Origin of the sequence: Motilimonas pumila, from assembly GCF_003596335.1 — a bacterium.
GTDB lineage: Bacteria > Pseudomonadota > Gammaproteobacteria > Enterobacterales > CBDFNC01 > Motilimonas > Motilimonas pumila.
In genome coordinates this window covers 1-12,635 of sequence record NZ_QZCH01000048.1, presented here as the reverse complement: position 1 = coordinate 12,635, position 12,635 = coordinate 1, and the positions used below count along the sequence as shown (strand labels likewise).

Annotated in this window: 9 protein-coding genes and 1 tRNA gene; all 10 read left to right on the top strand. The window is 45.6% G+C overall.

Features of this window, described 5'->3' with window-relative positions:
- Positions 1-83: EF-Tu C-terminal domain-related protein (locus D1Z90_RS19670; protein WP_198419273.1), on the top strand; the 83-nt coding region annotated here is incomplete at its 5' end.
- A gap of 159 nt (positions 84-242) precedes the next feature.
- Positions 243-319 (top strand) — tRNA-Trp (locus D1Z90_RS19665).
- A 106-nt stretch (positions 320-425) separates the two neighbouring features.
- Positions 426-815: a preprotein translocase subunit SecE gene (secE, locus tag D1Z90_RS19660; RefSeq protein ID WP_119912500.1), complete on the top strand. Its 390-nt coding sequence runs from the start codon at positions 426-428 to the stop codon at positions 813-815.
- A gap of 2 nt (positions 816-817) precedes the next feature.
- The gene (gene nusG / locus D1Z90_RS19655; protein WP_119912499.1) at positions 818-1,369 is read left to right on the top strand and encodes a transcription termination/antitermination protein NusG; all 552 of its coding nucleotides are present in this window, start codon (positions 818-820) and stop codon (positions 1,367-1,369) included.
- Between the two features lie 245 nt (positions 1,370-1,614).
- Positions 1,615-2,043, top strand: a complete 429-nt coding sequence (gene rplK, locus D1Z90_RS19650) for a 50S ribosomal protein L11 (protein ID WP_119912498.1) — start codon at positions 1,615-1,617, stop codon at positions 2,041-2,043.
- Positions 2,044-2,046: 3 nt separating this feature from the next.
- Entirely contained in the window at positions 2,047-2,751 is a 705-nt protein-coding gene (rplA, locus tag D1Z90_RS19645) for a 50S ribosomal protein L1 (RefSeq protein WP_119912497.1), read from the top strand.
- A gap of 252 nt (positions 2,752-3,003) precedes the next feature.
- A complete protein-coding gene (gene rplJ, locus D1Z90_RS19640) occupies positions 3,004-3,507 on the top strand; it encodes a 50S ribosomal protein L10 (protein WP_119912496.1) in 504 nt (167 codons plus the stop codon).
- Between the two features lie 48 nt (positions 3,508-3,555).
- Positions 3,556-3,924, top strand: a complete 369-nt coding sequence (gene rplL, locus D1Z90_RS19635; RefSeq protein WP_119912495.1) for a 50S ribosomal protein L7/L12 — start codon at positions 3,556-3,558, stop codon at positions 3,922-3,924.
- Positions 3,925-4,146: 222 nt separating this feature from the next.
- Positions 4,147-8,178 (top strand): DNA-directed RNA polymerase subunit beta, encoded by a 4,032-nt coding sequence (gene rpoB, locus D1Z90_RS19630; protein ID WP_119912494.1) that lies wholly within the window; start codon positions 4,147-4,149, stop codon positions 8,176-8,178.
- Between the two features lie 74 nt (positions 8,179-8,252).
- Entirely contained in the window at positions 8,253-12,476 is a 4,224-nt protein-coding gene (gene rpoC, locus D1Z90_RS19625) for a DNA-directed RNA polymerase subunit beta' (protein ID WP_119912493.1), read from the top strand.
- The last annotated feature ends 159 nt before the right edge of the window (positions 12,477-12,635 follow it).

The following is a 12,635-nucleotide window of genomic DNA, read 5'->3' as shown; positions in this document are numbered from 1 at the left end:
CAATGGATGAAGGTCTACGTTTCGCTATCCGTGAAGGTGGCCGTACTGTAGGTGCTGGTGTTGTATCTAAAATCTTCGATTAATATCGAGATTTGATATGAACCTAAAAGGGAGCTTCGGCTCCCTTTTGTGGTAGGTAAACCTGAACAGGTTTATGGAATATAGCCAAGACTTGAACGTACAGTTTCACAACTTTGGTTACATTCAGTAAAAAAAGCCATATAATCTTCTGGCTTTGATTTAGGGGTGTAGTTCCAATTGGTAGAACGGCGGTCTCCAAAACCGACGGTTGGGGGTTCGAGTCCCTCCACCCCTGCCATATTTATGACTCTGTATGAGTCGAAGCAGCTTGAGCGAAGCAATGCTCAGGCCTGATTACCTCGCTCAAGCGGGGCTTTTGCATTTTTGAAAGTGGATTTGGTTGTATGACGACTAGCAATGAAAATAGCAGCAATAGTTCTATGGATGGCCTAAAATGGGGCTTAGTTGTATTGTTTTTGGTTGGCGCCGTTGTCGGTAACTACTATGCCGGTGAAGTGATAGAAGCGCACTTCTTAGCGCGTGTGGTGGGTGTGGTCGCACTAGTGGCTATTGCCGCAGGCATCGCGGCGGTAACGACAAAAGGTAAAACCTTCATCGAGTTTGCCAAAGAAGCTCGCATCGAAGTAAGAAAAGTTGTTTGGCCAACCCGTCAAGAAGCAACCCAGACAACCTTTATCGTATTAGCCGTATCAGCCATTGCTGCGCTGATTCTATGGGGCTTGGACGGCATCTTCGTTCGCCTAGTTGGATTCATCACTGGAGTTAGTCTTTAATTATGTCTGAAGCCGCAGAAGTAAAATCGAGATGGTATGTAGTACAAGCTTTTTCAGGTTATGAAGGGCGTGTATCTAAAACCTTAAAAGAATACATCAAGATGCACGAGATGGAAGAGTACTTCGAAGAAGTATTGGTTCCAACTGAAGAAGTGGTTGAGATGCGCGCAGGTCAAAAGCGCAAGAGTGAAAGAAAGTTTTTCCCAGGCTATGTACTAGTGAAAATGGTGATGAACGATGAAACTTGGCATTTAGTACGCAGCATTCCACGCGTAATGGGTTTCATTGGTGGCACCACTGAGCGTCCTGCACCTATTTCGCAGCGCGAAGCCGACGCCATTCTTAATCGCTTACAAGAAGCGGTTGATAAGCCAAGACCTAAAACCTTGTTTGAACCAGGTGAAGTGGTGCGCGTTACTGACGGTCCGTTTGCAGACTTTAACGGTGTGGTTGAAGAAGTCGACTACGAAAAAAGCCGCGTGAAAGTATCGGTACTTATCTTTGGTCGTTCAACGCCAGTTGACCTAGATTTTGGTCAGGTAGAAAAAGGCTAACATTAGCTATCTAACTGATTTTAAAGGCTCCTTACTAGGAGCCTTTTTTGTGGTCGAACCATGAGTAAAATGCGGTTTTTTGGTTGTAATTTGTACGGTGATCACCTAGAATACGCGCTCTTTTATATTCGGCGGTGTCTAACACCTTCGGATGACAGTAATAAGTCGCTGTTACAGCACTTATTAAATACACGGGAAGCCAACATTTTATTGCTGGCGTTTGAACCCACCACGAGGTATTAAAAATGGCTAAGAAAGTCCAGGCTTATATCAAGCTACAAGTAGCGGCTGGTGCTGCTAACCCAAGTCCACCGGTTGGTCCTGCTCTAGGTCAACACGGTGTGAACATCATGGAATTCTGTAAAGCGTTCAACGCAAAAACAGATTCTCTAGAAAAAGGCGCTCCAGTACCTGTAGTAATTACAGTATACAACGATCGTTCTTTCACTTTTGAAACTAAGACTCCACCTGCATCTTACTTGCTTAAGAAAGCGGCTGGCATCAAGTCTGGTTCTGGTGTTCCAAACAAAGAAAAAGTAGGCACAGTAACACGCGCTCAACTTGAAGAAATCGCAAAAACTAAAGAAGTAGACCTAACAGGTGCTGATTTAGACGCGATGGTTCGTTGTATTGCGGGTTCTGCTCGTTCTATGGGCTTGGTAGTAGAGGACTAAGAAATGGCTAAATTATCTAAGCGCATGCGCGTGATCAAAGAAAAAGTTGAAGTTACTAAAGAGTACGAAATCAACGAAGCTGTTGCTCTACTTCAAGAACTTGCTACGGTTAAATTCGTAGAAAGCGTAGACGCTGCTATCAACCTAGGCATCGATGCTCGTAAATCAGACCAAAACGTACGTGGTGCAACTGTACTACCACACGGTACTGGTCGTGAAGTACGTGTTGCTGTGTTCACTCAAGGTGCTAACGCAGAAAAAGCAACTGAAGCCGGTGCTGACGTAGTAGGTATGGAAGATCTTGCTGAGCAAGTGAAAAAAGGCGAAATGAACTTTGACGTTGTTATCGCTTCTCCAGACGCTATGCGTGTTGTTGGTCAACTAGGTCAAATCTTAGGTCCTCGTGGTCTAATGCCTAACCCTAAAGTAGGTACAGTAACACCAGACGTAGCTGCAGCGGTTAAAAACGCTAAGTCAGGTCAGGTTCGTTACCGTAACGATAAGAATGGTATCATCCATACTACTATCGGTAAGGCTAACTTCTCTGCTGAGCAAGTTAAAGAAAACCTTGAAGCTCTGATCATCGCTGTTAAAAAAGCGAAACCTGCGCAAGCAAAAGGTCAGTTCATCAAGAAAGTAACTATCTCTACAACTATGGGTGCGGGTGTATCTGTAGATCAAGCAACGCTTGAAACTGTAGTAGGATAATTGACAGGGCGTAAAATTGTTGTATAATTTTGCGCCTTGATTTGGAAAGGGCCTTTGGTCCCCTCCAAGACCGTTGGTGTGAGCTAAATTACTTCGTAATGAAGCAAACTTAATTCCCAACGTAGATGGTGGTCCGGACCCCAGATAGATTATTCTGCTGGATCCGTTTTACCGTATTAAGTTCTCTGGCTTCGGTTAGAGATTATTTTTACCAAACATTATGTTTGGTTTGGAATCCAGGAGTATATGCCAATGGCAATCAGACTCGAAGACAAAAAAGCAATTGTTGCTGAAGTCAACGAAGCTGCCAAGGCTGCCCTGTCTGCTGTAGTTGCGGATTCTCGCGGCGTAACAGTAGGCGCAATGACCAGCTTACGCGCTAAAGCACGTGAAGCAGGTGTAAGCGTACGTGTTGTACGTAACACCCTTGCACGTCGTGCTGTTGAAGGTACTGATTTTGAGTGTCTTAACGATGTGTTTACTGGTCCTACTCTTATTGCTTTCTCAAACGAGCACCCAGGTGCTGCAGCGCGTCTTCTAAAAGACTTCGCTAAAGACGAGAAAGAATTTGAAGTAAAAGGGTTAGCTTTTGAGGGTGATTTCATCCCTGCTGAGCAAATTGACCGTTTAGCGAAACTACCAACTTACGACGAAGCTATTGCACAGCTAATGATGACGATGAAAGAAGCGTCTGCTGGCAAACTTGTACGTACTTTGGCTGCAGTTCGCGACCAAAAAGAATCAGAAGCGGCTTAATTAGCTCGCTTTTAATTGAAATTTCGAAATATTTAGGAAATTTGAGTCATGTCTATCACTAAAGACCAAATCTTAGAAGCAGTTGCAGAAATGTCTGTAATGGAAGTTGTTGAACTAGTTGAAGCAATGGAAGAAAAATTCGGCGTATCTGCTGCAGCAGCAGTAGTAGCAGGCGGCGGTGACGCTGGCGCAGCAGCTGAAGAGCAAACTGAATTCACAGTAATCCTAACGGGTGCTGGTGCAAACAAAGTTGCTACAATCAAAGCCGTTCGTGGCGCAACAGGTCTAGGCCTGAAAGAAGCTAAAGGTCTAGTAGACTCAGCTCCTGCTCCAATCAAAGAAGGCGTAGATAAAGCTGAAGCTGACGCACTTAAAGCTGCTCTAGAAGAAGCTGGCGCTGAAGTTGAAGTTAAGTAATTTACAACTTGTAAATTACTAGCTGTCAAAACAGCTAGAGGCTGGTGCTTTTATGCACCGGCCTTTTTGCGCTATAGGAATAGTTGAAATTTCGTATTGTTTGTTCGACTATGATATAGGGTTAAATGATTGTTAACGCAATCAAGCCCTTACAACGATACAAAAAACATTCTGTCCCACGGTTGGGCAGAGAGGTCACTTATCAGCGAGCTGAGGAACCATATGGTTTACTCTTATACAGAGAAAAAACGTATTCGTAAGGACTTTGGTAAGCGTCCGCAGGTTATTGAGACTCCTTACCTATTGTCTATCCAGCTTGACTCTTTCAAACGTTTCATTAACGTTGATCCTGAAGGCGAAGTTGGATTAGAAGCTGCATTTCGTAGCGTGTTTCCGATTAAGAGCTACTCTGGCACTTCGGAATTACAATATGTGAGCTTCCGCTTAGGCGAGCCTGTGTTTGACGTGAAAGAATGTCAAATCCGCGGTGTTACATATTCAGCACCTCTCCGTGTCAAGCTACGTCTGGTCTTATATGATCGAGACGCGCCAGCTGGCACTGTAAAGGACATTAAAGAGCAAGAAGTATACATGGGTGAAATGCCACTCATGACTGAGAACGGTACTTTCGTTATTAATGGTACTGAGCGTGTTATTGTGTCTCAGTTACATCGTTCTCCTGGTGTTTTCTTCGATCACGATCGGGGCAAAACGCACAGCTCAGGTAAAGTGCTTTATAACGCCCGAGTTATTCCTTACCGTGGTTCCTGGTTAGATTTTGAATTTGACCCGAAAGATAACTTATTTGTCCGCATAGACAGACGTCGTAAGCTGCCATGTTCTATCATTCTTCGTGCCCTTGAGTACAGCACGGAAGATATTCTCGACATGTTCTTTGATAAAGTGCATTTCGAAGTGAAAGACGGCAAGCTGACCATGGATCTTATTCCTGAGCGTCTACGCGGTGAGACCGCTGCTTTTGACATCATGATTGATGGCGAAGTAATGGTTGAAACCGGTCGTCGTATTACTGCACGTCATATCCGTCAGCTAGAAAAAGCCGGCGTTGAGCGTTTAGAAGTACCTGCAGAATACGTAGTAGGCAAAGTTGCCGCTAAAGACTACATGAACCCAGAAACGGGTGAAATCTTAGTTCCTGCGAACAGCGAATTAACGCTAGAAATGGTAGCTGAGCTATCTGTCGCTGGCGTGAAAGAGTTCGAAACACTGTACACCAGTGAGCTAGATTGTGGCGCATACATCTCTAACACGCTACGTGTTGATTCTTCAACTAACCGCTTAGAAGCGTTGGTTGAAATTTACCGTATGATGCGCCCAGGTGAGCCGCCAACGCGTGATGCTGCCGAAGCATTATTCGAGAACTTATTCTTCAATAGCGATCGTTATGACCTATCTAAAGTGGGTCGTATGAAGTTCAACCGTCGTGTTGGCTTTGAAGATGAGATTGGCGAAGGCACCCTAAGCAAAGAAGACATTGTTGCAGTAATGCAAACATTGATCAGCATTCGTGACGGTAAAGGCGAAGTGGACGATATTGACCACCTAGGTAACCGTCGTATTCGTTGTGTCGGTGAAATGGCTGAAAACCAATTCCGTGTGGGTCTAGTACGTGTTGAGCGTGCTGTACGTGAGCGCCTATCTTTGGGTGACTTAGACGCGGTAATGCCACAAGACCTGATCAATGCGAAGCCGATTTCTGCAGCAGTTAAAGAATTCTTTGGCTCTTCACAGCTATCTCAGTTTATGGACCAAAACAACCCGCTATCAGAAGTGACGCATAAGCGTCGTATTTCTGCATTAGGCCCAGGTGGTTTGACTCGTGAACGTGCGGGTTTCGAAGTACGTGACGTACATCCAACGCACTACGGTCGTTTATGTCCAATCGAAACGCCTGAAGGTCCAAACATCGGTCTGATTAACTCGTTATCGACTTACTCTCGTACTAACTCGTTTGGTTTCCTAGAGACACCTTACCGTAAAGTTATCAATAACGTGGTAACAGACGAAGTAGAGTACTTGTCGGCAATTGAAGAAGGCAATTATGTGATTGCACAGGCGAATGCGGCTGTGAATGACAATGCTGAGCTGACTGATGAACTGATTCCTTGTCGTCACAAAGGTGAATCTACCTTTATGACTGCGGATCAAATTCAATATATGGACGTATCTCCACAGCAGATCATCTCTGTGGCGGCATCGCTTATCCCATTCTTAGAGCACGATGATGCTAACCGTGCATTGATGGGTTCAAACATGCAACGTCAAGCTGTACCAACACTGCGCGCGGACAAACCGCTAGTAGGTACAGGTATTGAAAAACGCATCGCGATTGACTCAGGTGTAACTATCGTTGCTAAGCGCGGCGGTACGGTAGATTACGTTGATGCGTCACGCATCGTAATCAAGGTAAATGAAGAAGAAATGGTTCCTGGCGAAGCAGGCATCGACATTTACAACCTGAACAAATACACCCGTTCAAACCAAAATACATGTATCAACCAACGTCCAACCTGTAAACCAGGTGAGCCGATTGTTAAAGGTGATGTATTAGCAGATGGTCCTTCAACCGACTTGGGCGAACTAGCCCTAGGCCAAAACATGAAGATTGCCTTCATGCCTTGGAACGGTTACAACTTCGAGGATTCAATCACTGTATCTGAGCGTGTGGTTAAAGAAGATCGTTTCACTACGATTCACATTCAAGAGCTTTCTTGTATCTCTCGTGATACCAAGTTAGGTCCTGAAGAAATTACTGCGGATATTCCTAACGTCGGTGAATCAGCCCTAAGCAAACTGGACGAGTCTGGTGTTGTTTATGTGGGTGCTGAAGTTAAACCTGGCGATATCCTAGTAGGTAAAGTGACACCAAAAGGTGAAACTCAGCTAACACCAGAAGAGAAGCTATTGCGCGCTATCTTTGGTGAAAAAGCGTCTGACGTGAAAGACAGCTCATTACGCGTTTCTAACTCGGTATACGGTACGGTAATTGACGTACAAGTATTCACTCGTGACGGTGTTGAAAAAGACAAACGTGCGATTGAAATCGAAGAGATGCAGCTGAAAGAAGCCAAGAAGGACTTAACAGAAGAGTTTAAGATCTTAGAAGACGGCATCTTCTCACGTGCGAAATCACTGCTTATTGGAGCGGGTAAATCAGAAGAAACACTGGTTAAAACTTCTCGCGACAAGTGGTTCGAAATTGCCCTAGCAGACGAAGACCTACAAACTCAGCTAGAGCAAATTGCTGAGCAGTATGACGAGCTAAAAGCTGAATTCGATAAGAAATTCGACATCAAGCGTCGTAAGATCATCCAAGGTGATGACTTAGCGCCTGGCGTACTGAAAATCGTTAAAGTTTACCTAGCGGTTAAACGTCGTATCCAACCGGGTGATAAGATGGCCGGTCGTCACGGTAACAAAGGTGTTATCTCGACAATCGTACCTATCGAAGACATGCCTCATGACGAGCATGGCGAACCGGTAGATATCGTACTTAACCCACTGGGTGTACCATCGCGGATGAACATCGGTCAGGTTCTTGAAACTCACCTTGGCCTAGCGGCAAAAGGTGTGGGCGAGAAAATCGACCGCATGCTTAAAGATCAACGTGAAGTTGAGATTGCCAAAGTACGCGATTACATCCAAAAGGTTTATGACCTAGGTAGTACGCGTCAAGAAGTAGACTTGTCTACTTTCACTGATGACGAAGTATTACGTCTTGCACACCACTTACGTAAAGGTCTGCCTACGGCAACCCCTGCGTTTGACGGTGCAAAAGAAGCAGAAATCAAAGAGCTGCTTCGCCTTGCAGACTTACCAGACTCAGGTCAGCTACAATTATTTGATGGTCGTACCGGTAACCCATTTGAGCGTCCAGTAACCGTTGGTTACATGTACATGCTGAAACTTAACCACTTGGTTGATGACAAGATGCACGCACGTTCAACTGGCTCTTACAGCCTAGTAACTCAGCAGCCACTAGGTGGTAAAGCTCAGTTCGGTGGTCAGCGTTTCGGTGAGATGGAAGTATGGGCACTAGAAGCATACGGTGCCGCTTACACGCTTCAAGAAATGCTAACGGTTAAGTCAGATGATGTGAACGGTCGTACTAAGATGTATAAGAACATCGTCGACGGTGACCACAGAATGGAGCCAGGCATGCCTGAGTCATTCAACGTATTGTTGAAAGAAATCCGTTCTCTAAGCATCAATATTGAGCTTGATGAGCAATAAGCAGGGCTAAAGCCTTAAGTGAGTAAAGCGCTTTCTTGCGAAAGCGCTTTTAGCGTTCCCAGTGGGAGATAAACGTGAAAGACTTATTAACGTTTTTAAAAAAACAAAATAAGACTGAAGAATTTGATGGTATCAAAATCGGTCTTGCTTCACCTGATCAAGTACGTTCTTGGTCTTACGGTGAAGTAAAAAAGCCAGAGACAATCAACTACCGTACCTTTAAGCCTGAGCGTGATGGCTTATTCTGTGCGCGTATCTTTGGCCCTGTAAAAGACTACGAATGTTTGTGTGGTAAATACAAACGTCTTAAGCACCGTGGTGTTATTTGTGAGAAGTGTGGCGTAGAAGTTACCCAGACTAAAGTTCGTCGTGACCGTATGGGCCACATTGAGCTTGCATCTCCAGTTGCGCACATTTGGTTCTTAAAATCATTGCCGTCTCGTATTGGTCTATTACTTGATATGACCCTACGCGACATCGAGCGCATCCTATACTTTGAATCTTTTGTAGTGATCGAACCAGGTATGACTAACCTGGAAGCCGGTCAAATGCTAACAGAAGAAAATTACCTGGATGCGTTAGAAGAGTGGGGCGACGAGTTTGAAGCTAAGATGGGTGCAGAAGCTGTACTTGCCTTGCTAAAAGACATCAACCTACTACAAGAAATTGAAGTAATGCGCGAAGAGTTAGAGTCAACTAACTCAGAAACTAAGCGTAAGAAGCTGACTAAGCGTCTTAAGCTAATGGAAGCATTTGAGCAATCAGGCAACAAGCCTGAGTGGATGATCCTAACGGTTCTTCCGGTATTGCCACCTGATCTGCGCCCACTAGTACCACTAGATGGTGGCCGTTTTGCTACGTCTGATTTGAACGACCTTTACCGTCGTGTTATCAACCGTAACAACCGTTTGAAGCGTCTACTAGATCTAGCTGCACCAGACATTATCGTACGTAACGAAAAACGTATGTTACAAGAGTCTGTAGATGCACTGTTAGACAACGGCCGTCGCGGTCGTGCGATTACTGGCTCTAACAAGCGTCCTCTGAAATCTTTGGCCGACATGATCAAAGGTAAGCAAGGTCGTTTCCGTCAAAACCTTCTTGGTAAGCGTGTTGACTACTCTGGCCGTTCAGTTATCACTGTTGGTCCAACGCTTCGTTTGCACCAGTGTGGTCTTCCTAAGAAGATGGCACTTGAGCTATTCAAGCCGTTCGTATACGGCAAGCTAGAAGGTCGTGGCTTAGCGACGACTATCAAAGCTGCGAAGAAGTTAGTAGAGCGCGAAGGCGGTGAAGTTTGGGATATTCTGGAAGAAGTTATCCGTGAACATCCGGTGATGCTTAACCGTGCACCAACACTTCACAGACTAGGTATCCAAGCATTTGAACCTGTGCTTATCGAAGGTAAAGCGATTCAGCTACACCCACTTGTGTGTGCGGCATACAACGCTGACTTCGATGGTGACCAAATGGCGGTACACGTACCTCTAACGATTGAAGCACAGTTAGAAGCACGTTCATTAATGATGTCGACCAACAACGTACTTTCTCCTGCGAACGGTGAGCCAATCATCGTGCCTTCGCAAGACGTTGTATTAGGTCTGTACTACATGACTCGTGAGCGTATCAACGCGAAAGGCGAAGCCATGTGGTTCAAGAGCGCTGAAGAAGCAGAAAAAGCGTACCGCGCTGGCGTTGCTGACCTTCATGCTCGTGTGAAAGTGCGTATCACTGAAACGATTATCAGTGAAGACGGCATTGCAACACAAACTACTGAATTAAAAGACACGACGGTTGGTCGTTCTATCCTTTGGTTAATTGCACCAAAAGGCATGGAATTTGAATTGTTTAACCAACCAATGGGCAAAAAGCAGATCTCAGGTCTAATTAACGCCTGTTACCGTAAGCTTGGTCTTAAGCCATCGGTTATTTTCGCTGACCAATTGATGTACACAGGTTTCCATTACGCGACTCTGTCAGGTGCATCGGTAGGTATCAACGACATGATGATTCCTGACGAGAAGAAGGGCATCATCAAGGCCGCTGAAGACGAAGTTCAAGAAATTTCTGAACAGTTCCAGTCTGGTCTAGTAACCGCGGGTGAGCGTTACAATAAAGTTATCGATATCTGGGCAAGCGCTTCTGAGCAAGTTGCTAAAGCCATGATGGATAACTTAACGCACGAAACGGTGATTAACCGTGACGGCGAAGAAGAGACGCAAAAGTCATTCAACAGCATTTACATGATGGCCGACTCAGGTGCTCGTGGTAGTGCCGCTCAGATTCGTCAGTTGGCGGGTATGCGTGGCCTGATGGCGAAACCGGATGGCTCTATCATCGAAACGCCAATCGTGGCGAACTTCCGTGAAGGTCTAAACGTACTACAGTACTTTATCTCTACTCACGGTGCGCGTAAGGGTCTAGCTGATACCGCACTGAAAACGGCGAACTCGGGTTACCTAACACGTCGTCTAGTAGACGTTGCGCAAGATTTAGTCGTAACTGAAGAAGATTGTGGCACGCTAGAAAGCCTAACAATGATGCCATTGATTGAAGGTGGTGACGTTGTTGAGCCGTTACGTGAGCGTGTGCTTGGTCGAGTAGTTGCTGAAGACGTGATTAAGCCAGGTACTGACAACGAAGTATTAGTTGAACGTAACGTCATGCTTGACGAGAAACTGTGTGACCTACTTGAAGAAAACTCAGTAGACACAGTGAAAGTTCGCTCTGCTATTACGTGTGAAAATGACTACGGTGTATGTGCTAAGTGTTACGGTCGTGACCTTGCTCGTGGTCACTTGGTTGGCCAAGGTGAAGCGGTTGGTGTTATTGCAGCACAGTCAATCGGTGAGCCAGGTACACAGCTTACGATGCGTACGTTCCACATTGGTGGTGCGGCATCTCGAGCGTCAGCAGAAAACAACATCCAGGTTAAGAACACAGGTAGCGTGAAACTTCACAATGCTAAGTTCGTTATTAACTCGGAAGGTAAGCCTGTTGTGACTTCGCGTTCTACCGAACTGATGGTATTGGACGAATTGGGTCAAACCAAAGAAGCGCACAAAGTGCCTTACGGTGCGGTACTTGAGAAGGGCGATGGCGAAGCAATCAAAGCTGGCGACATCGTTGCTAACTGGGACCCGCATACGCATCCGATCATCACTGAAGTAAAAGGTCAGATCAAGTTTGTTGATATGATCGAAGGTGTGACCATGACGCGTCAAACTGACGAACTGACTGGTCTATCAAGCACGGTAGTGACGGATCCTGCACAACGTCCAAGTGCGGGTAAAGAAATGCGTCCAATGGTGAAACTGGTTGATACGTCAGGCAATGACATCAACATTCCAGGCACAGACATTGTGGCTCAGTACTTCTTACCAGGTAACGCTATCGTTAACCTAGAAGATGATTCTGAAGTAAGCGTCGGTGATGCACTTGCACGTATCCCGCAAGAAAGTTCGAAGACTCGTGATATCACGGGTGGTCTACCTCGCGTAGCCGACTTATTCGAAGCGCGTACGCCAAAAGATGCGGCTATCTTGGCTGAGAAGACAGGTACAATTTCATTTGGTAAAGAAACCAAAGGTAAGCGTCGCCTTGTTATCACTCAACCAGACGGTGAGCAATACGAAGAGATGATTCCTAAGTGGCGTCACTTGAACGTGTTCGAAGGTGAAAAAGTACAAAAAGGTGAAGTGATCGCTGACGGCCCTGAGTCGCCACATGACATTCTACGTCTTCGTGGTATCAGCCCAGTTGCTAACTACATCGCTAACGAAGTACAAGACGTTTACCGCCTACAAGGCGTAAAAATTAACGATAAGCACATTGAAGTTATCGTTCGCCAAATGCTTCGTAAAGTACTGATCACTAATGCCGGTGATACCGACTTCCTACCAGGTGAGCAAGTCGAAGTCGCTCGCGTTAACATTGCTAACCGTAAGCTTATTGCGGAAGGTAAAACGCCAGCAACGTTCGAGCATGAACTACTGGGTATTACGAAAGCGTCTCTTGCCACTGAGTCCTTCATTTCTGCGGCGTCGTTCCAAGAAACTACGCGTGTACTAACTGAAGCGGCTGTGGGTGGTAAAGTAGACGAATTACGTGGCTTGAAAGAGAACGTAATCGTAGGTCGCTTGATCCCAGCGGGTACAGGTTATGCTTATCATAAAGAGCGCAACGCACGTCGCAACGCGCCTGAAGAAGCAGTACCAACAGTAACAGCTGATGAGGCAGAGCAAAACTTAGCCAACTTACTTAACGCGGCAGACTCTAACGACGAGCCAACGTTATAAGCTAACTTGCTTTAGCAAATACAAAAATCCGATGCCAAGGCATCGGATTTTTTTTGTCTTTTAAATAAGTTATTGAACCTGCTATGCCTAAAAAACCGCGGGCAAGATCTTGCTCGCTGGGCAACTTCTTGCTCGCATCTGAGCAAGATCTTGCCCGCG

What these genes read in the sequence shown, in the direction of transcription:
- secE (WP_119912500.1), top strand. Translation starts at nt 426, where the DNA reads ATGACGACTAGCAATGAAAATAGCAGCAATAGTTCTATGGATGGCCTA.
- nusG (WP_119912499.1), top strand. Translation starts at nt 818, where the DNA reads ATGTCTGAAGCCGCAGAAGTAAAATCGAGATGGTATGTAGTACAAGCT.
- rplK (WP_119912498.1), top strand. Translation starts at nt 1,615, where the DNA reads ATGGCTAAGAAAGTCCAGGCTTATATCAAGCTACAAGTAGCGGCTGGT.
- rplA (WP_119912497.1), top strand. Translation starts at nt 2,047, where the DNA reads ATGGCTAAATTATCTAAGCGCATGCGCGTGATCAAAGAAAAAGTTGAA.
- rplJ (WP_119912496.1), top strand. Translation starts at nt 3,004, where the DNA reads ATGGCAATCAGACTCGAAGACAAAAAAGCAATTGTTGCTGAAGTCAAC.
- rplL (WP_119912495.1), top strand. Translation starts at nt 3,556, where the DNA reads ATGTCTATCACTAAAGACCAAATCTTAGAAGCAGTTGCAGAAATGTCT.
- rpoB (WP_119912494.1), top strand. Translation starts at nt 4,147, where the DNA reads ATGGTTTACTCTTATACAGAGAAAAAACGTATTCGTAAGGACTTTGGT.